This is a genomic window from Lactobacillus sp. LL6 (genome assembly GCF_007570935.1).
GTDB lineage: Bacteria > Bacillota > Bacilli > Lactobacillales > Lactobacillaceae > Lactobacillus.
In genome coordinates, this window is record NZ_VLLR01000001.1 from 409776 (window position 1) to 428161 (window position 18386).

Sequence of the window (18386 nt, forward strand, 5' to 3'; positions counted from 1 at the left end):
TTTTCGTGGAGGTGAATTCGTTTGAGTAAAGCTGCTATTGCTGAAAAGGAAAAGCTCGTTAATGCATTTGCTGAAGAACTTAAGAATGCTAAGGCTATTTTGGTAATCAACTACTTAGGTTTAACTGTTGAAGAAGTTACTGCTATGCGTAAGGAACTTCGTGACAACGACGTTAAGATGAAGGTTATCAAGAACACCTACTTAAGACGTGCTGCTGCTAAGGCTGGTATTGAAGGTCTTGAAGATACTTTTGTAGGACCAACTGCTGTTATCTACACTGATAACGCTGACGACATTACTGAACCTGCTCGTATTGTTTCTAAGTACGAAGATGATTTTGATGTAATCGAAATCAAGGGTGGTATGCTTGAAGGTAAGTTGACTTCAAAAGAAGAAATCAAGGAACTTGCTTCTATCCCAGGTCGCGAAGGTTTGCTTTCAATGCTTGTTTCTGTATTGCAAGCTCCAGTACGCGACTTCGCATATGCTGTTAAAGCTGTTGCTGAATCAAAGGATGAATCAGCTGAATAATTATTGATAAGTAATTATCATAACTAATATCTAAATTCTAAATTTTCGGAGGATATATAAATGGCTTTAGATACTGATAAGATTATTGAAGAATTAAAGGGTGCTACTATCCTTGAATTGAACGACCTTGTAAAGGCTATCGAAGATGAATTTGACGTTACTGCTGCTGCTCCAGTTGCTGCTGCAGGTGCTGCAGACGCAGGTGCTGCTAAGTCAGAATTCGACGTTGAATTGACTGAAGCAGGTCAAGAAAAGGTTAAGGTTATTAAGGTTGTACGTGACATCACTGGTCTTGGCCTTAAGGACTCAAAGGACCTTGTTGATGGTGCTCCTAAGAACGTTAAGGAAGGCGTTTCAGAAGACGAAGCTAACGACATCAAGGCTAAGCTTGAAGAAGTTGGCGCAACTGTAACCCTTAAATAGTTACTGCCCAACTGGGCAACTATTATATAAAAATAGGACTCTGAAATTCAGAGCCCTATTTTTTTAACAGTGATTAACGATGAAAAAATTTAATCGAGAAAAAACTTATAAATGGGTCATCGCTGGATTAGCCATTATTTCTATACTTTTAATAATTTTAGATTTTGCTGCAATAATTAATATTAATAGCCCAAATAATAAATGGTTTTGGATTAATAATGGTATTTTAGTTATATTAGCGTATGATTATTTTTATCATTTATATAAGGCGGTTGACCGGAAACAATATTTTAAAACGCATATTTTTGATCTTTTAGCTATTATTCCAGTTAGTGTAATTTCGTTTTGGATGTTAGAAGCTCAAATTGCTAACATGGCGCTGTATTTTAGATTGATTCGATTAGTTAGATTGGCAGGACTAGTAGGGAAATTACGTGAAATTTTACATACTAATGGTATTTTGTATGTAATTTATTTTATGATTACTTTCTTAATGTTGGGCTCAATTGCTATTTCGATTACCGAACATGTATCACTAGATCGGGCTTTTTGGTGGGCGATTACCACTGCAAGTACGGTGGGCTATGGTGATATTTCAACTTATACTATTTCACCGCATTCTTTGATTGGAAAAGGTGTCATTTTAGTAATGATTCTAATTGGAGTTGGAGTAATGGGAATGATTACTAGTTCGCTTACGGCTTATTTTATGCGCCGAAGTTCATGGCCAAGTTCCAATGAAAGTAAAAATGATTTACAATTGATTTTGAAGAAACTAGAAAAACTAGAAAAACAAAATAATGAGCTTGCTAAGCAAAATAAAGAAATGCAAGTTCAAATTAATAATTTAAAAAACAAGTCAGATTCAAATGAATGGCAAAAGTTTAAAAACTGGATAAATAAGCGTGAAAAAGGAAAAAATCAATAAAATGAATGAAAAAAATCAAATGTATTTTGCAACAGATCCGAATGCTAAGCATGATGAACATATAGTTGATTATAAAATTGATGAAATTGATTTAAAATTTACAACTGATGCTGGTGTTTTTTCTAAAATGAGAATAGATTATGGTTCTGGTGTATTAATTAAAGCGATGAAGCAAATGGCTTTTCCAAAATCAAATATTTTGGATGTTGGTACAGGATACGGACCTATAGGGTTATTTGCTGCAAAGTTTTGGCCTGATCAACAAGTGGAAATGGTGGATGTGAATGAAAGAGGATTAGATTTAGCTAAAAGAAATGCTAAAACTAATCAGATAACAAATGTAGATATTCATTCTTCAGATATTTATTCTGATATTCACGGTCAAAATTTTGGCTTAATTGTTACTAATCCCCCTATTAGAGCTGGTAAAAAAGTGGTTTCCTCTATTATTGCAAATGCGAATAACTATTTAACAATTGGTGGTATCTTGTTGGTAGTAATTCAGAAAAAACAAGGAGAACCTAGTGCTCGCAAACTTATGAAAGAAGTATATGGCAATTGCGAAATAGTAACCAGAGACAAGGGATATTATATTTTAAAGGCTGTTAAAAGAGCTAATTAAATAAAAATTAAAACATTTTGCTACGTCTAAATATGGGTATATAATGTAAACGGATTCACAATAAAAGAAGGCGTTTATCATGAAAAAGTTTATAAAGTATTTATTTGCTGTACTGTTTATTTTAGGCGGAGTATGTATGATGGGTTGGATTTTAGGAGATAATGAAACTTGTACTCCATTTGGTCTAACTTGTTTATATATGATAACTGAAGGAATATTTTTTTATCATTATTTCAGAAATCCCAATGTAGGTCCTTTATGATAAAGAAGCACGAAGGTGCTTCTTTTTTGTTACAATAATAAATAATAATTTAAGGAGAAAAATTTGTGACAGGAGAAGAAAAGAAAAAATATATGGAATTAGCTTTTGTAGAAGCAAAAAAAGCTGAAAATCAAGATGAGGTTCCGATTGGTGCGATTATTGTGGATCCAGAAGGTAATGTAATAGGTCGTGGTTATAATCGTCGTGAACTTGATCAAGATGCTACTCAACATGCAGAAATGATTGCAATTCGCGAAGCTTGTAAAAATTTAGGTATGTGGCGTTTGATTGATTGCAGTCTTTTTGTAACACTTGAGCCATGTCCAATGTGTGCGGGAGCAATTATTAATTCTAGAATTAAAGATGTATATTTTGGTGCTCTTGATCCTAAAGCAGGAGCATGTGGTAGTGTTGTCGACTTGTTTAGTGTGGAAAAATTTAACCATCATCCTCATGTAGTTCGTGGTTTGTTTCGTGAACAAGCTAGTAAAATGTTAAAAACCTTTTTTAGAGAAATCAGACAGAAACAAAAGTTAGCTAAGCAATTAAAAAAAGAACAGCAAGAAAATTAGTTTTTTATTATTTTCTACTGGTATTCTTACTTAAAATACGTTATTATATTTGTTGGGCAATGTTTGACCTCTGAATTGTGTCAGGACCGGAAGGTAGCAGCACTAAGGTTGTTCAGACATGTGCCTTTTTTTGTTAGTTTTTTTATTAAGGAAAGAGATTTAATGGCATATCAAGCACTATATCGGAAGTGGCGACCGAATACTTTTGATAGTGTCGTCGGACAAGAAGCTATCACTGATACTCTTAAAAATGCAATTAAACGCGGAACTATTTCACATGCATTTTTATTTGCAGGACCTCGCGGAACAGGAAAAACTTCTTGTGCCAAGATTTTTGCAAAAGCATTAAATTGTACTAATTTGCAAGATGGAGAACCCTGCAATAAATGTGAAAACTGCTTAGCAGCAGATAGTGGTTCGATGCCTGATATTATGGAAATTGATGCAGCTTCTAACAATGGTGTTGATGAAATCCGTGATATTCGTGATAAAGTAAAATATGCTCCAACTCAGGGAAAGTACAAAGTTTATATTATTGATGAAGTTCATATGCTTTCGATGGGAGCATTTAATGCTCTGCTTAAAACTTTAGAAGAACCCCCAGAGCATGTTGTCTTTATTTTGGCTACAACTGAATTACAAAAAGTTCCAGCTACTATTATTTCAAGAACTCAAAGGTATAATTTTAAGCGAATTTCTAAAAAAGATTTAGAAAATAGAATGAAATTTATCCTTAATGAGGAAAAGATTGATTATGAAGAAAAGGCTCTTTCTGTTATTGCTCAAGTAGCTGATGGAGGAATGAGAGACTCTCTCAGTATCTTAGATCAGCTTTTAAGCTATGAAAAGGGTAAAATAAATTATAAAGATGCTTTGCAAATTACAGGTTTTGCAGCAAAAGAAAGAATTGAAAAGATTCTTTTGGCAATTTTATCTCAAAATGTGTCTCAAGCATTGTCTGAAGCAAAATTATCTCTTCAAGATGGGGCAAGTTCTAAAAATATCTTGGATGAATTAATTGATATGACAACAAATGCTTTAATGGTAATTAAGACAAATGAAAAAAATGAAAGTAATTTTTTAACTGAAGAGTTTATCGAACAAATTAAGAATATTCCAGAAAAAAGATACTTTGATTTAATTAATTTGGCAAATACCGCTTTAAAGGATTTGCGTTATACTAATCAGCAACAAATTCCGCTTGAAGTATTTTTGGTTGAAGCAAGTACTATTAAAGAAAAAGTACAACCAGTAAATACTTCGATAAATTCTGAATTAGATGCAGAATTGAAAAATTTGCGACAACAAGTTATTCAATTAACTGAAAAGATTAATAACTTGCCAGCTCAAACTGCAACTGCTCAAACTTCAAGTTCTATTGATGATGTGAAATTTACTTCAAAGAAAACAACTAAATCTCAAACTCAAAATAAAACTTCAGTTAATACTAAATCTGCTAAAAAGCTTAAACGTTCTGAGGAAAAAAATCGCAAAGAAGTATATCAAGTTTTAGAAAATGCAACAAAAAAAGATTTACAAGCAATCAAGAATGTTTGGCCAGACTTGCGTTCAATTTTAGAAGTTTCTGAAAGAGCAATTTTAGAAGTATTGGAGCCGGTAGCTGCAAGTTCTGAAAAGGTAGTATTGAAATGTAAGTATATGCTTTGGTTTGAAAATACGACTGATAGTGAATTTATAATTAAAGTTAAAGACAATATTGAGAAGTTTACAAAGCATTCTTATGGTATTGTATTAGTACCGGATACTGACTGGCTACAAGTTAGAAGCGAATTTGTTAAGAGTCATAAAGATGAGCTTTTAGCAAAGAAAAAGCAGCAGCTTGAACTAGTTAAAAATGAAAACGAGACTGATTCCCAAGAAAGTAAAGAAGTTGTTGAAAAAGCAAAGGCACTTTTTGGGGATGTAGTTAAAGTTAAAGATTAAAGGAGATAAAAAATGAGTAGAAGACCTAATTTTGGTGGTATGGGCGGCATGAATATGCAACAAATGATGAAGCAGGCAAAGAAGCTTCAAGCTCAAATGGCAGAAGAACAAGAAAATATTACTGCTCAAACTTTCACTGGAAAATCAGCTGATGATTTAGTAGTTGCAACTTTTAGTGGTGACCGTAAGTTAAAGGATATTAAGATTAACGAAGAAGCAATTGATCCAGAAGATCCAGACATGCTTCAAGATTTAATTATTGATGCAGTTAATAAGGGATTATCTCAAATTGACGAAGCAACTCAAGCAAGTTTGGGTAAATATACGAAGGGTTTGATGTAAGTTGCAATATCCATTACCAATTGCTCGTTTGATTGACTCATATATGAAACTACCAGGAATTGGTGAAAAAACTGCGACTAGATTAGCTTTTTATACTTTGGATATGCCTCAACAAGATGTGGAAGATTTTTCTAAATCATTAAGAGAGGTTAAAGAAAATATTCATCAATGCAAGATTTGCGGTAATATTACAGAAAAAGAAATTTGTGATATTTGTGCCAATCCTGAACGTGATCAAACTACTATTATGGTTGTTGAACAGCCTAAAGATGTAATGGCATTTGAAGAAATGGGTGAATATAGCGGATTGTATCATGTTTTACATGGAGTGTTGTCTCCTATGGATGGAATAGGTCCAGAAGAAGTTAATATTAAATCTTTAATTACTCGTCTGCAAAAACAAGACCAGGTTAAAGAGATAATTTTAGCGCTTAATTCTACCCCTGAAGGTGAAGCAACTGCAATGTATATCAGTAAGCTTATTAAACCCGCTGGTATTAAAGTTACTCGTTTAGCTGCAGGGCTTGCTGTTGGTAGTGATATCGAATATGCAAATTCAATTACGCTAAAACGTGCAGTACAAGGAAGAACGTCTTTATAATGGCAAAAAGAAATAAAATTAAAGAAGAAGGTGACAAGCGTCTCATTACATTGGTTGAAAAGCTACAAAATGAAATAGCACTACAAAAAGATTTAGATCAGACAACTCTAGATATGTCTGATGACAATGTTGTTGCAAGTAAAATTTTGCGAGCTAAATACACATTCTTATATAATGAAGCACGTCACCGTCATACAAAATTTAGTGGCATTACCAATGCTATTACACAATAACAAAACTCCCCTAATTGAAAGGGGAGTTTTTTGGCATTCAAATATTTGCTCTGTTAAAGTTTGGTAAACTTCTGTAGAATAGAAGCTATGGGGGAATTTTATGAAAGGTTTTTTTATTAGTTTTGAAGGTCCGGATGGAGCTGGTAAAAGTACTGTTTTAAAGCAAATTTTGGAGCAAATTACTCCTAAATTAAAAATTCAGTATATTACAGTTCGAGAACCTGGTGGTTCTAAAATTTCTGAAGTAATTCGTAAAATTATTTTAGATCCAAATAATTCAGAAATGGATGATCGAACCGAAGCTTTATTATATGCTGCATCTAGAAGTCAATTGATGTCAGAAGTAATTATTCCAGCTTTACAAGCAGGTAAGTTGGTAATATCGGATCGGTTTGTAGATAGTTCTTTAGCTTATCAGGGGGCCGGGCGAGATTTAGGAATAAAGGAAATTAAGCAAATCAATGACTTTGCTACAAGAGGAATAGAGCCTGATTTGACTATATTTTTAGATATTGAGCCTGAAGTAGGACTTAGCCGAATCCAAAAGCTTCGTCCTGATAATGAAGATCGTTTAGAACAAGAAAAATTAGCTTTTCATAAAAAGGTTTACGATGGCTATAAAATAGTAAATAAGGATAATCCTAAGCGTATTAAAGTGATTGATGCAAGTCAAACTATTGAAAAAGTAGTGGCGGATTGCATTAAGGTTATCGAAGAAAATCTACCAGAAATTTTTTAGAGGGATTTATCAATGAAGTTAGTAATTGCAATTGTTCAAAAAGAAGATTCAAATAAATTACAACGTGAATTTGTTAAAAATAATATTCGAGCTACTAAATTGGCAACTACAGGTGGCTTTTTAAGTCAAGGTAATACCACTTTCATGATTGGTACTGACGATAATAAAGTACAAGATGTGCTTGATATCATCAAGAAACAATCTCGTTCTCGTGAAGAATTGATTCAACCAAGCATGGTAACAACTGGTTATGAAATCAGTCAGCCAGTAAATATTACAGTAGGTGGAGCTACTTGTTTTGTTGTGCCAGTTGATGAATTTAAGCGTTTCTAATGGTTGATATAACAAAAATTAATAACTCACAGGCTGATTTTTTAAAAAGAGCATACGAAAATAAGCAGTTAACTCATAGTTATTTGTTTGTAGATAATGATGAAGATGAGGCATTAAATACTGCATATTGGCTTGCTTGTTTATTTAATTGTAGTGGAGAAGTTAAGCCTGATGGAAAATGCCGAAATTGTCAGCAAATTATTTCAGTTAATCATCCAGATGTTTTATTAGTTGATTCAGAAGGTAAGAATAGTTTGAGTATTGATCAAATTCGACCTTTGAAAGAAGAATTAGCTAAAAGTCCGGTGGAATCTTCTCGGCGCTTTTTCTTTATTAAAGAAGCTGAAAAATTAACTTTATCTGCTGCTAATGCGTTACTTAATTTGCTTGAAGAACCTGTTGCACCAGTGGTTTCAATATTAATTACTAATAATGCTGACCAGATATTGCCAACTATTAGGTCAAGAGTTCAGGTATTAAATTTTAATGAAGGTAAGACAGCAAAAGGAAAAACTGAAATTTTACTTGAAAATGGTTTTTCAAATGCAGAGATTGAAGAATTAGGTAATACAAAAAATTTGGATCAGTTAATTAAGTATTTTTATCAAGAAATGTTAGAAGGAAATAGTCTTTCTTTGGTTAATGCACATCGTTTAGGCGAAGTAAAATTGGTAAGTCAAAGAAAATATATTTTGCTTAATTTAAAATTGTGGGCGCAAAAAGATTTAAATAATGATCGAAGACGCTTAGTAGCAGCAAAAATGCTAAAATACTTAATAGAAGCTGATAAAATGCAAGCCAGCAATGTGAACTTTCGTAATGTACTAGATTATCTTGCTTTAAAATGGAAACGGTAGGTGTTTTATAGTGGATTCTTATTCAAAGCTGAAGCAACTCCATGATTCAATGGAAAAAATGACCAAAACAGTCGAAAGTTTAGAAAATGATATTTTAGAAACTTTAAAAGAAAACACTGAACTAAAAGTCGAAAATAAGCTTTTACGTGAAAAGTTGGATAAATTAACTCAGGCAAGTAAAAATGAGCCAGTTGTCAAAACTCAGAGTGGTTTAGAATCAATTAGACAAATTTATGATTCAGGATATCATATTTGTAATATGTATTATGGCTCTCACCGTGATCCTAATGCTGATTGCATGTTTTGTTTAGATATTCTTGATAATTTTGGTGAAAAAAAGACTGTAAAAAAGGATAATAGATGATATGAAACGTCAAAGCAGTTATAAAGATGATAAAGGAAAACTTTATTTAGTTCCAACTCCAATTGGCAATTTAGAAGATATTACAATTCGAGCTAAGAAAGTTCTAACAGATGCAGATTATATTGCTGCAGAGGATACTCGAACAAGTGGGATTTTACTTGAAAAAATCGGCGTTCATAATAAAATGTTGTCTTTTCATAAATATAACTCAAAAGAACGTGCTCCAGAGTTAGTTAAGCTAATGCAAGAAGGCGCTGTGATTGCAGAAATCAGTGATGCTGGAATGCCTGTTATTTCTGATCCAGGATATATTCTAGTTAAAGAATGTATTAAAGCTGATATTCCCGTAGTTCCACTACCTGGTCCTTCAGCTTTTGCAACGGCTTTAATCGCTTCAGGTTTTGATGCTCAACCGTTTACATACTATGGCTTTTTGCCAAGAAAATCATCTGAACAAAAACCGTTTTTTGAACAAATGGCAAAATCTCACGCTACTTCAATTTTTTATGAAGCTCCTCATAGACTAAGCAAAACTCTAAAAACAATGAGTTCTATTTTTAAAGCAGATAGACAAATTGTTGCAGCTCGGGAATTAACAAAAATTCACGAAGAATTTGTTCGTGGCAGTATAGAGGAAGTAACTAATTATTTTAATGAAAATGCTCCAAGAGGGGAATTTGTAATTTTAGTTTCTCCAAATATGGAAAAAGAAGAAACTTTATCATGGAACGAACTTATTAAATTAGTCGATAAATTAGTTGCCGAAGGAACTAGTAAAAAAGATGCCATCAAGCAAGTTGCTAAAGAAAATAAAGTTTCTAAAAATGAGCTCTATGAGCAATATCATCAGGGATAATTATGAGATATAGTGAAAAACATACAGTAGAATTTGGTGAATGCGATGAAAATCGACATTTAAAAATTCCTACTATGATTGATTTATTAATGATGGTTTCAGAACATCAGTTAGATGCTGGTGATGCTGGAACAGATGATTTAGTTAAACGCGGTTTAGGATGGGTAGTAACACAATATCATTTTGATATTGTTAGATTGCCTTCACCAGGTGAAAAAATCGTTTTAACAACAGAAGCTAGTGGATATAATCGCTTTTTTGAATATCGTGACTTTTCAATTACTGATTATAAAGGACAAGAAATTGTTACAGTTAAAAGTCAGTGGGTATTATTTGATTTAAAACAGCGTAAATTGACTCCAACTGATAGTGAATTAATGGAAAGCTTTGATGTTCCGCTATTAAAGAAAATGCCAAGATTTCCACGATTACGGTTGCGTAATGAATATGATATTAAAAGAAAGTATCGTGTTCGATATGATGATTTAGATACTAATCACCATTTAACTAATAGCCATTATTTTAATTGGTTTGTTGATATGATGTCTCGAGATTTCTTAAGAGACTATGTAATTGAATCAATTGATATAAAATTTGATAAAGAAGTTCAATATGGAGAAGAGCCTGTATCTGTAATGAAACTTGAAAAAAATGGCAGTGCAATTTATTCACATCATGCAATTTTAAATGAAAATGGTAAAGAACAAGCACTCTGCGAACTAAAATGGCGTAAAATATGATTTAATGGAACATGACGATTGTCATGTTTTTTAGTTTAAGGAGGGATGCTTTTGAAAACCAAAGGTTTAATCCGTGTTGAATTGCGTGATTTGATTTTATTGGGAATTGTGGTAGCTATGAAGGTAGTATTAAGTCAATTTTCATTTGGCCCCGCAATGGTAAAAGTAGGATTAGGATTTATCGGAGACATCTTATTAGGGTACTTATTTGGTCCGATCTGGGGTGCAGTTGGAGGTGGAGTTAGTGATTTAGTTGCTTCTGCTCTCTTTGGACAGCAAGGTGGTTTCTTTATTGGCTTTACTTTGAGTGCGATAGTAGGACCATTTATTTATGGGTTATTTTTTTATCAAAAGCCAATTAAAGTTTGGCGAATTATTGTAGCAACTTTGTTGGTAACTTTAATTGTTAATGTAGGAATGAATACAATGTGGGTTCACATTTTATATGGTTTAGATATTAAGGCTGCTTTAATTCAACGGGCACCAAAAGAGATAATCGTTCCTTGGTTACAAATGATTGTAAGCTACTTTGTTTTACAATCTGTATCTCGTGTTAAAATAAAAAAGTAACTAAAAAAGAAAAGAGTTAGATATGCGAATTTTAAGTGTTTCAACAGCAACTAGTAACCTAAGTGTTGCATTGAATGATAATGAAAATATTATTGTCGAAAAAAATGAAGTTGATCAACGTAATCACAGTGAACATTTGGATCCTATGATTCAAGAAATCTTGGTTAATAATCAGTTAGAACTTAAAGATATTGATCGTTTTGCTGTTGCAATTGGTCCTGGTTCTTATACTGGTCTTAGAATAGGTATTACCACTGTAAAAATGTTTAGTAGTATTTTAAACAAAGAAGTGGTTGGTGTCTCAACTTTAAAGGCCCTTGCAAAAAGTGTGAGTGATAAAGCTACTTTAATTATTGCAGGGTTAGATGCAAGAAATGATAATTACTTTGCAGGTGGTTATATCATTAATGAAAATGGGAAACTTGAAAATGTAATTGCTGATGGACATTATCATATTGATGTCTTGTTGGATGCTATTAAAGAATACTTGGGAAAGAGTGACTTTCAAAAAGTTATTTTTGTAGGTAACGGTTTTAATAAGCAGGATAAACGAATTACTGATAGTGGATTTGATTATAGTTATGGAACTGATGAACAAAATATTGTTCATGCTGGGCTAATTGGACAACTTGCATTGGACGAAAAAACAATTGACCCTGATAAGTTATTACCTCGCTATTTGCGTCGCACACAGGCAGAAGTAGATTGGCATAAAAAGACAGGGAAGCCATTTGGACCTGACAGTGATTATGTTGAAGAAGTTTAAAAAATTTTTTCATCCAATAGAAAATAAAATAGATATGAGTTTTTCCCCGTTTATTGTTTCAATTGCTGGAAAAAGAATGCAAGTAATGCAAGCAACTGATGATAATATTCCCGATTTGCTCATTTTAGAGAAACAAGTTTATTCAGGAAGTACGCCATGGAGTAGTTTCTCTTTTAAAACGGAATTAGCTAAAAGACAAAATTCACTTTATTTAGTAGTTTATTATGGATCTACTTTAGTAGCATTTATTGGTGCACGTTTTCATCCTAGAGAAACGCATGTTACAAATATTGCAGTTTCGCCTGAATTTCAACGTCAGCATATCGCTACATACTTGATGGATTTCATAATTGATCGAGCACGTACTAATGGCAGTGAAGCAGTTAGCTTAGAAGTGAGAGTAGATAATCAGGGAGCTCAAAATTTATATCAAAAATTAGGTTTTGAGTCGACTTTTATTCGAAAAAATTATTATCAAGATGATACTGATGCGATAAATATGATGCTATGGCTTACGCCTCATCGAGTTAAAAGTTAGAAGGAAGTTTATATTTTGAATGAAAAGAAAGATGTTCGTATTTTAGCTTATGAAAGTTCATGTGATGAAACTTCAACAGCTGTAATTAAAAATGGACGTGAAATTGAAAGTTTAATTGTAGCTACTCAGATTAAAAGTCACCAGCGTTTTGGTGGAGTTGTTCCTGAAGTTGCAAGTCGTCACCATATTGAAGTTATTAGTCAGATTACTAAAGAAGCACTCGCTGAAGCAAATACTAGCTGGGATGATATTGATGCAATTGCTGTAACTTATGGACCTGGTTTAGTAGGCGCGCTTTTAATTGGAGTAAGTGCCGCAAAGGCCGCTTCAATGGCTACTGGAATTCCTTTGATTGGTGTTGACCATATTATGGGTCATATTATGGCAGCTCAATTAAAGGATGAAATTGAATATCCTGCAATTGCTTTACAAGTTTCTGGAGGACATACGGAAATTGTCTTATTGAAGAGTTCAACTGATTTTGTGATTATTGGAGATACTCGTGATGATGCAGCAGGTGAAGCATATGATAAAATTGGACGAGTGCTAGGTGTAAACTATCCTGCTGGAAAAACCATTGATAAATGGGCTCATGAAGGAAAAGATACTTTTGATTTTCCAAGAGCAATGATGGAAGATGATGATTATGACTTTTCATTTTCAGGATTAAAGAGCGCTTTTATTAATACTTGCCATCATGCAGATCAAATTCATGAAAAGTTGAATAAATATGATTTGGCTGCAAGTTTTCAAGCAGCAGTTATTGATGTTTTAGCTCATAAAACTATTAGAGCTATTAAAGAGTATCAACCTAAAACATTTATTATGGGTGGCGGGGTTGCTGCTAACCTTGGTTTGCGTGAACGAATGAGCGCTGAAATTGCAAAATTACCAAAAGATAAGCAACCTAAGGTAATTTTGCCAGATTTAAAACTTTGTGGTGATAATGCAGCTATGATTGGTGCAGCAGCTTATAATTTGTATAATGAGGGCAAGTTTGCAGACTTAACTTTAAATGCTGATCCATCATTAGAATTACCCTATGCAAGTAGTATGTTAAATTAAAATTATTTCTAAGAGGACATAAGTCCTCTTTTTTTGTTGCTTAAAAAAATAATAAAGCTATAAAAGATAAAAGGACCAATTTATAAACATAAATTGATTTTTATTAAACTGAGAGATCGTATTTTTATATATAAATAAAAAGTTATGTTTAATATGAGGCTACCATTATATTTAAAACTTTATATACATTTTAAAAAGTAAACACCAAGTGTAATTGTTTGTATACTGATTTTTTATGGCGTACGCTAAGAAAGAGTTGTGAAACAGCTTACACATTGATGTCCTAAGTTTAGTTATAACTAGATAGTTTAGTAATGAGAGGAGATTTTAATGCAGATTAATAGTGGCGATACCGCTTTTATGATGCTTTGTACCGCGATGGTGTGTTTAATGACACCAGGTTTAGCATTTTTTTATGGCGGGTTAGCACGCAAGAGAAGTGTCCTATATATTATGATGCAATCATTGATTTCAATGGGAATCGTAACCTTAATTTGGACTTATGGTGGTTTTGGACTAGCTTTTGGGAAAGATTTTGGCGGAATAATTGGTAATATTACTGATTACTTTGGCTTAGCCCATGTTGGCTTGGTTCCTAGTGCAGTTCATGCAGCTTCAATTCCATTTGCGCTATTTTTCTTATTTCAAATGATGTTTTGTGTTATTACAGTTCCGTTAATTAGTGGAGCTTTTGCTGAAAGATTAAATATGAAAGGCTATATTCTTTTATTAATCTTTTGGACAATACTTGTTTACATTCCGGTTTGTCACTGGGTTTGGGGAAATGGTTTCCTCGAAAAAATAGGATTTGTTGATTTTGCTGGTGGCACCGTGATTCATACAACTGCAGGATTTGCAGCCCTGGCTAGTGTTATCGTGCTAGGGAAGCGTGACCTTAGTCATAAAGGAATGAAGCCAAGTAACTTAATGGCTGCAGCTATTGGTACCGGACTTTTATGGTTTGGTTGGTTTGGCTTTAACTCAGGGGGTGCCTTAAAAGCAGGTGCTCTTGCTACTAAAGCATTTACCAATACTGCCATTGGCTTGGCTAGTGGAATGGTCATTTGGATTTTATATGCTTATTTTGTTCGTGGAAGCGTTAATTTTGTTGATGTTTTAACTGGATCAGTTGCAGGTCTTGCAACAATAACTCCGTGTGCTGGATATATAAATCCAGCTACTGCGATAATTGTTGGAATAGTTGCTGGAATTATTTGTAATGTTGCTGTAAGCATCCAAGAAAAAGTTGGCTGGGATGATGCTCTCGGTGTCTGGGGGGTTCACGGAATAGGTGGATTTACTGGAACAATTTTGATTGGAATTCTTGCAGATAGCAGCGTAAATGGCGTTAGTGCTAGTGTTAGTCAATTCTTGATTCAAGCTGGCGGTGTAATTTTAGTAGCGGCTTATTCCTTTATTATCACTTTTATTTTGCTGAAGCTTTTAGGCTCGATTACTAATATTCGTCCTTCTGAGGAAATTATTAAAGCTGGCCTAGATGAAACAATGCTTAATGAAAAGACTTATGATATCTAGTTTTAAATAAAATTATTCGCAGAAGGAAGTGAAATAAGTGTTAGGGTGCATATTACTGTATGTTGGAATTGTTTTGATAAGCAATGGTCTATATTCAGTCGAAGAAATATCAGATAAATCAATTATTGTGATGAACTTCTTCACAGGTGGTTTAAGTTTAATTCTGAACATTGTTGCCCTATCATGGGGAATTATTGCAGGAAAACCAAATAGTTGGTTTTATGCTAGTGCTACTGGATTATTGTTTGCATTTACTTACCTTTATGTAGCGATAAATACAATATGTGAGTTCGACCAAAGACTCTATGGCTATTTTAGTTTATTTGTTGCTATAAACTCAATTCCCGCTGGAATTTTATGTTTTCAAAATTTTGGTGGAAATTGGATTTATGGACTTATCTGGTGGGCATGGGGAATTTTATGGCTGACAGGTTTTTTAACCAATAATCTCCATCTAAACTTAGGAAAGTTTCCAGGTTATTTAGGAATTGTTGAGGGAATTATAACAGCATGGATTCCAGGATTCCTAATGCTTGTGAATGTATGGCCAAATTAGTTAGAAAGGAAATGAATAAATAATGAGGCTTACGAAGCGTGAACAAGAAAAAATGATGATCAGCTTAGCTGGTATGATTGCCGAAAAAAGAAAAGAACGTGGCTTAAAGTTAAATGAACCAGAAGCTGTTGCTTACATTACAAGTCGTTTACTAGAAGGCGCTCGTGATGGTAAGTCAGTAAAAGAATTATCTGATGAAGGTGCAACTTGGTTAACAAAAGAAGATGTAATGGAAGGAATTTCTGAAATGATTCCTATGATTCAAGTTGAAGCAACTTTTGTTGATGGTACTAAGTTGATTACTGTAACTGATCCAATTCGTTAGATGTAAATAAAAAGGAGAATTTAAATGATTCCTGGAGAATATAAATTACAATCCGACAAAGTTCCATACAATGTTGGATATAAAGCGATTTCACTTAAGGTAAAGAATGTCGGTGACCGTCCAGTTCAAGTTGGTTCCGAATATCACTTTTATGAAGCAAATGAAGAAGGTTTGCAATTTGACCGTGATATGGCTTGGGGCAAGCACCTTGATATTCCAGCAGGTACTGCCATTCGTCTAGAAGCTGGAGAAGAACAAACTGTTAGATTAATTGACTTTGGCGGCAAGCGTCGTGTATTTGGATTCAATAATAAAGTCAATGGCTGGCTTGATGTTGATAAGAAAGCCGATACTTATAATAAGTACCCACTTAAAACTCAAGATAAGGCAAACTATTAAAAATAATACTTATAAGGAGGTAAATTTATGAGTTTTGATATGGATCACGAACAGTATGCATCACTTTATGGTCCTACAACAGGAGATAGTGTTCGCTTAGGTGATACAGATCTATTCGCTAAAGTTGAAAAAGACTTAACAGTCCATGGTCAAGAAAGTGTATTCGGTGGAGGTAAAGTTTTACGTGATGGAATGGGTGTTAACCCTAATGAAACTCGTAAGGACAACCCACTGGTTGCTGATTTAATCATTTCTAATGTTTTGATCATTGACTGGACAGGAATTTATAAAGCTGATGTTGGTATTCGTGATGGTAAGATTCTTGCTATTGGTAAGGGTGGTAACCCTGACATCATGGATAAAGTAGACTTTGTTGTTGGAGCAAGTACTGAAGCCATCGATGGATCAGGTAAGATTCTTACTGCTGGAGGTATTGATACTCACGTTCACTATATCTCACCTGGTGAAGAACAAGCAGCTCTTGATAATGGTATTACTACTTTATTTGGTGGGGGAACTGGTCCTGCTAATGGTACTCGTTCAGCTACTTGTAACCCAGGTGCTTGGAACACTCACAGAATGTTACAAGCTGTTGATGATTCACCTGTAAATTATGGTTTGATGGCAAAAGGTGTTGGTACCAATCCAGAAGTAGTTGCTGAACAAATTAAGGCTGGTTGTGCTGGAGTCAAGATTCACGAAGACTGGGGTGCTACAGCTGCTGGTATTGAAAATACACTTGCTGTCGCTAATAAATATGATGTACAAGTTGCGATTCACACTGACTCATTGAACGAAGGTGGATTCGTTGAAAATACTATCAATGCTATTGGCGGAAATACCATTCACACTTACCACACAGAAGGTGCCGGTGGTGGTCACGCTCCTGATATCATGGTTGTTTGTGGTCAAGATAATGTACTTCCATCATCAACTACTCCAACTAACCCATTCTGCAAGGATACTATTGATGAATTATTCTATATGACTATTGTTTGTCACAGCTTGAATCCAAAGCTTCCTGAAGATGTAGCTTTTGCTGAATCTAGAATCAGAAAGCAAACTGAAGCAGCCGAAGATGTTCTCCAAGATATGGGTGCTTTAAGTATGATGTCTTCAGATGCCCAAGCTATGGGACGTATTGGTGAAGTTGCAATGCGTTCATGGCAACTTGCAAGTAAAATGAAGAAACTTCGTGGTCCACTTGAAGGCGACTCTAAATATGATGATGATAATCGTATTAAGAGATATGTTGCTAAATATACCATTAATCCTGCAATTTGTAATGGTATTGGCGACTATATTGGTTCTGTTGAAAAAGGCAAATATGCTGACTTAGTTCTTTGGGATCCTAAGTACTTTGGTGGTAAGCCTGATATGGTAATTAAAAACGGTATGATTACCTACGGAATCCAAGGTGATCCAGGAGCAAGTTTGCCAACTCCAGAGCCAGTCTTTGAACGTTTCCTTTATGGTGCAAAAGGTCGTGCAGTTAACCACACTTGTGTAACTTATGTTTCACAATATGCTTATGATCATGGTATTAAAGAAGAACTTGGTCTGAATAAGACAATCTTGCCAGTTCACAACACAAGAAACTTAACTAAGCGTGATATGAAGCTTAACAATTACACACCAAAGACTATCGAAATTGATCCACAAACATATGTAGTAACTATTGATGGAAAAGAAATTACTTGTCCAGCAGCACCAACACTTCCATTAACTCAACGTTATTACTTATTCTAATTGAAAATTTGAAAGAGGAATTGGAATTTATTTAATTCCAATCTTCTTTTATTACTCGACAAAAGAGGTTTATAAATGATTTTAACAGAAGTTTATCGTAATGTAGATGATATTCCAAATATCGGAAGCTATCATATTGAAACCGCATCAGTTAAAAGTGATGATTTAATGAAGAATATTCTTCGCGTAAAGACTGATCATGGTAATGAATATGGTATCCGTCTTGAAAATGAAGATCAAATTCTAGAAAACGGTTCTGCTTTTAAGTTAGGTGAGCACGAATTACTTGTCTTGAGCGTAATTCCAGATGAAATGATTGAAATTACTCCAAAAGATATTGATGAAATGGGCTTGATTGCTCACTTTTTAGGTAATTTGCATAAACCTGTTCAAATCAAGAATGGAAAAATTGCACTGCTTTTAGATAAAGTAGTCATTAATGCCCTTAACAATAAAGACATTAATTATGAAACAAAGAAGATACAACTTGATCAACCATTAGAGTATGTTGATTTCACAAAATAAGTAGGAAAAA

General features: G+C 33.9%; 26 protein-coding genes and 1 other RNA gene. All 27 read left to right on the forward strand.

Annotated features, from left to right (window positions below; all coding sequences use genetic code 11):
• The first annotated feature begins 21 nt into the window (after positions 1-21).
• The 27 genes from rplJ (at position 22) to FOD82_RS02220 (ending at position 18376) form a co-directional block, all read left to right on the forward strand.
• Positions 22-531 carry a 50S ribosomal protein L10 gene (rplJ, locus tag FOD82_RS02090; RefSeq protein ID WP_144354848.1) on the forward strand — a complete coding sequence of 170 codons (510 nt, stop codon included), beginning with the start codon at positions 22-24 and terminating at the stop codon, positions 529-531.
• A 60-nt stretch (positions 532-591) separates the two neighbouring features.
• Complete coding sequence (gene rplL / locus FOD82_RS02095; RefSeq protein ID WP_144354849.1) at positions 592-954, forward strand: 50S ribosomal protein L7/L12; 363 nt, start codon at positions 592-594, stop codon at positions 952-954.
• A 79-nt stretch (positions 955-1033) separates the two neighbouring features.
• Positions 1034-1882: a potassium channel family protein gene (locus tag FOD82_RS02100; RefSeq protein WP_144354850.1), complete on the forward strand. Its 849-nt coding sequence runs from the start codon at positions 1034-1036 to the stop codon at positions 1880-1882.
• A gap of 1 nt (position 1883) precedes the next feature.
• Complete coding sequence (locus FOD82_RS02105; protein WP_144354851.1) at positions 1884-2504, forward strand: class I SAM-dependent methyltransferase; 621 nt, start codon at positions 1884-1886, stop codon at positions 2502-2504.
• A gap of 79 nt (positions 2505-2583) precedes the next feature.
• Positions 2584-2766: a hypothetical protein gene (locus tag FOD82_RS02110; protein WP_144354852.1), complete on the forward strand. Its 183-nt coding sequence runs from the start codon at positions 2584-2586 to the stop codon at positions 2764-2766.
• Between the two features lie 65 nt (positions 2767-2831).
• Positions 2832-3338 carry a tRNA adenosine(34) deaminase TadA gene (tadA, locus tag FOD82_RS02115; RefSeq protein WP_277950084.1) on the forward strand — a complete coding sequence of 169 codons (507 nt, stop codon included), beginning with the start codon at positions 2832-2834 and terminating at the stop codon, positions 3336-3338.
• Between the two features lie 43 nt (positions 3339-3381).
• An RNA gene (gene ffs / locus FOD82_RS02120) (signal recognition particle sRNA small type) lies at positions 3382-3480 on the forward strand.
• Positions 3481-3500: 20 nt separating this feature from the next.
• Entirely contained in the window at positions 3501-5282 is a 1782-nt protein-coding gene (dnaX, locus tag FOD82_RS02125; protein ID WP_144354853.1) for a DNA polymerase III subunit gamma/tau, read from the forward strand.
• Positions 5283-5294: 12 nt separating this feature from the next.
• The gene (locus tag FOD82_RS02130) at positions 5295-5624 is read left to right on the forward strand and encodes a YbaB/EbfC family nucleoid-associated protein (RefSeq protein ID WP_144354854.1); all 330 of its coding nucleotides are present in this window, start codon (positions 5295-5297) and stop codon (positions 5622-5624) included.
• Position 5625: 1 nt separating this feature from the next.
• Positions 5626-6225 carry a recombination mediator RecR gene (recR, locus tag FOD82_RS02135; RefSeq protein WP_144354855.1) on the forward strand — a complete coding sequence of 200 codons (600 nt, stop codon included), beginning with the start codon at positions 5626-5628 and terminating at the stop codon, positions 6223-6225.
• Positions 6225-6458 carry a YaaL family protein gene (locus FOD82_RS02140; protein ID WP_144354856.1) on the forward strand — a complete coding sequence of 78 codons (234 nt, stop codon included), beginning with the start codon at positions 6225-6227 and terminating at the stop codon, positions 6456-6458. The genes recR and FOD82_RS02140 overlap by 1 nt, the downstream gene beginning before the upstream one ends.
• A 100-nt stretch (positions 6459-6558) precedes the next feature.
• Positions 6559-7197, forward strand: a complete 639-nt coding sequence (gene tmk / locus FOD82_RS02145) for a dTMP kinase (protein ID WP_144354857.1) — start codon at positions 6559-6561, stop codon at positions 7195-7197.
• Between the two features lie 12 nt (positions 7198-7209).
• Positions 7210-7530 (forward strand): cyclic-di-AMP receptor, encoded by a 321-nt coding sequence (locus FOD82_RS02150; protein WP_144354858.1) that lies wholly within the window; start codon positions 7210-7212, stop codon positions 7528-7530.
• Positions 7530-8387, forward strand: a complete 858-nt coding sequence (locus FOD82_RS02155) for a DNA polymerase III subunit delta (RefSeq protein WP_144354859.1) — start codon at positions 7530-7532, stop codon at positions 8385-8387. The genes FOD82_RS02150 and FOD82_RS02155 overlap by 1 nt, the downstream gene beginning before the upstream one ends.
• Positions 8388-8397: 10 nt before the next feature.
• On the forward strand, positions 8398-8751 hold the full coding sequence (gene yabA / locus FOD82_RS02160) for a DNA replication initiation control protein YabA (protein WP_144354860.1): 354 nt from the start codon (positions 8398-8400) through the stop codon (positions 8749-8751).
• A 1-nt stretch (position 8752) separates the two neighbouring features.
• Complete coding sequence (rsmI, locus tag FOD82_RS02165; protein WP_144354861.1) at positions 8753-9607, forward strand: 16S rRNA (cytidine(1402)-2'-O)-methyltransferase; 855 nt, start codon at positions 8753-8755, stop codon at positions 9605-9607.
• Between the two features lie 2 nt (positions 9608-9609).
• Entirely contained in the window at positions 9610-10347 is a 738-nt protein-coding gene (locus FOD82_RS02170; RefSeq protein ID WP_144354862.1) for an acyl-ACP thioesterase domain-containing protein, read from the forward strand.
• 51 nt (positions 10348-10398) lie between these two features.
• Positions 10399-10917, forward strand: coding sequence for a folate family ECF transporter S component (locus FOD82_RS02175; RefSeq protein WP_186277702.1), 519 nt, complete (start codon positions 10399-10401; stop codon positions 10915-10917).
• Positions 10918-10939: 22 nt separating this feature from the next.
• Entirely contained in the window at positions 10940-11683 is a 744-nt protein-coding gene (tsaB, locus tag FOD82_RS02180) for a tRNA (adenosine(37)-N6)-threonylcarbamoyltransferase complex dimerization subunit type 1 TsaB (protein ID WP_144354864.1), read from the forward strand.
• Complete coding sequence (gene rimI, locus FOD82_RS02185) at positions 11667-12221, forward strand: ribosomal protein S18-alanine N-acetyltransferase (protein ID WP_144356005.1); 555 nt, start codon at positions 11667-11669, stop codon at positions 12219-12221. The genes tsaB and rimI overlap by 17 nt, the downstream gene beginning before the upstream one ends.
• Before the next feature lie 15 nt (positions 12222-12236).
• Complete coding sequence (gene tsaD, locus FOD82_RS02190) at positions 12237-13286, forward strand: tRNA (adenosine(37)-N6)-threonylcarbamoyltransferase complex transferase subunit TsaD (protein ID WP_144354865.1); 1050 nt, start codon at positions 12237-12239, stop codon at positions 13284-13286.
• 330 nt (positions 13287-13616) lie between these two features.
• On the forward strand, positions 13617-14822 hold the full coding sequence (locus tag FOD82_RS02195) for an ammonium transporter (protein WP_144354866.1): 1206 nt from the start codon (positions 13617-13619) through the stop codon (positions 14820-14822).
• A gap of 37 nt (positions 14823-14859) precedes the next feature.
• Positions 14860-15378: an AmiS/UreI family transporter gene (locus FOD82_RS02200; RefSeq protein WP_144354867.1), complete on the forward strand. Its 519-nt coding sequence runs from the start codon at positions 14860-14862 to the stop codon at positions 15376-15378.
• 22 nt (positions 15379-15400) lie between these two features.
• A complete protein-coding gene (locus FOD82_RS02205; RefSeq protein WP_144354868.1) occupies positions 15401-15703 on the forward strand; it encodes an urease subunit gamma in 303 nt (100 codons plus the stop codon).
• Positions 15704-15727: 24 nt separating this feature from the next.
• Positions 15728-16102 (forward strand): urease subunit beta, encoded by a 375-nt coding sequence (locus tag FOD82_RS02210; protein ID WP_144354869.1) that lies wholly within the window; start codon positions 15728-15730, stop codon positions 16100-16102.
• A gap of 27 nt (positions 16103-16129) precedes the next feature.
• Positions 16130-17851 (forward strand): urease subunit alpha, encoded by a 1722-nt coding sequence (ureC, locus tag FOD82_RS02215; RefSeq protein WP_144354870.1) that lies wholly within the window; start codon positions 16130-16132, stop codon positions 17849-17851.
• A gap of 75 nt (positions 17852-17926) precedes the next feature.
• A complete protein-coding gene (locus tag FOD82_RS02220; protein WP_144354871.1) occupies positions 17927-18376 on the forward strand; it encodes an urease accessory protein UreE in 450 nt (149 codons plus the stop codon).
• Positions 18377-18386 lie beyond the last annotated feature (10 nt).

Excerpts from the sequence above, each read along its gene's own strand:
- rplL (WP_144354849.1), top strand. The coding sequence starts at position 592 with ATGGCTTTAGATACTGATAAGATTATTGAAGAATTAAAGGGTGCTACT.
- FOD82_RS02100 (WP_144354850.1), top strand. The coding sequence starts at position 1,034 with ATGAAAAAATTTAATCGAGAAAAAACTTATAAATGGGTCATCGCTGGA.
- FOD82_RS02105 (WP_144354851.1), top strand. The coding sequence starts at position 1,884 with ATGAATGAAAAAAATCAAATGTATTTTGCAACAGATCCGAATGCTAAG.
- FOD82_RS02110 (WP_144354852.1), top strand. The coding sequence starts at position 2,584 with ATGAAAAAGTTTATAAAGTATTTATTTGCTGTACTGTTTATTTTAGGC.
- dnaX (WP_144354853.1), top strand. The coding sequence starts at position 3,501 with ATGGCATATCAAGCACTATATCGGAAGTGGCGACCGAATACTTTTGAT.
- FOD82_RS02130 (WP_144354854.1), top strand. The coding sequence starts at position 5,295 with ATGAGTAGAAGACCTAATTTTGGTGGTATGGGCGGCATGAATATGCAA.
- FOD82_RS02140 (WP_144354856.1), top strand. The coding sequence starts at position 6,225 with ATGGCAAAAAGAAATAAAATTAAAGAAGAAGGTGACAAGCGTCTCATT.
- tmk (WP_144354857.1), top strand. The coding sequence starts at position 6,559 with ATGAAAGGTTTTTTTATTAGTTTTGAAGGTCCGGATGGAGCTGGTAAA.
- FOD82_RS02150 (WP_144354858.1), top strand. The coding sequence starts at position 7,210 with ATGAAGTTAGTAATTGCAATTGTTCAAAAAGAAGATTCAAATAAATTA.
- FOD82_RS02155 (WP_144354859.1), top strand. The coding sequence starts at position 7,530 with ATGGTTGATATAACAAAAATTAATAACTCACAGGCTGATTTTTTAAAA.
- rsmI (WP_144354861.1), top strand. The coding sequence starts at position 8,753 with ATGAAACGTCAAAGCAGTTATAAAGATGATAAAGGAAAACTTTATTTA.
- FOD82_RS02170 (WP_144354862.1), top strand. The coding sequence starts at position 9,610 with ATGAGATATAGTGAAAAACATACAGTAGAATTTGGTGAATGCGATGAA.
- tsaB (WP_144354864.1), top strand. The coding sequence starts at position 10,940 with ATGCGAATTTTAAGTGTTTCAACAGCAACTAGTAACCTAAGTGTTGCA.
- rimI (WP_144356005.1), top strand. The coding sequence starts at position 11,667 with ATGTTGAAGAAGTTTAAAAAATTTTTTCATCCAATAGAAAATAAAATA.
- FOD82_RS02195 (WP_144354866.1), top strand. The coding sequence starts at position 13,617 with ATGCAGATTAATAGTGGCGATACCGCTTTTATGATGCTTTGTACCGCG.
- FOD82_RS02205 (WP_144354868.1), top strand. The coding sequence starts at position 15,401 with ATGAGGCTTACGAAGCGTGAACAAGAAAAAATGATGATCAGCTTAGCT.
- FOD82_RS02210 (WP_144354869.1), top strand. The coding sequence starts at position 15,728 with ATGATTCCTGGAGAATATAAATTACAATCCGACAAAGTTCCATACAAT.
- ureC (WP_144354870.1), top strand. The coding sequence starts at position 16,130 with ATGAGTTTTGATATGGATCACGAACAGTATGCATCACTTTATGGTCCT.
- FOD82_RS02220 (WP_144354871.1), top strand. The coding sequence starts at position 17,927 with ATGATTTTAACAGAAGTTTATCGTAATGTAGATGATATTCCAAATATC.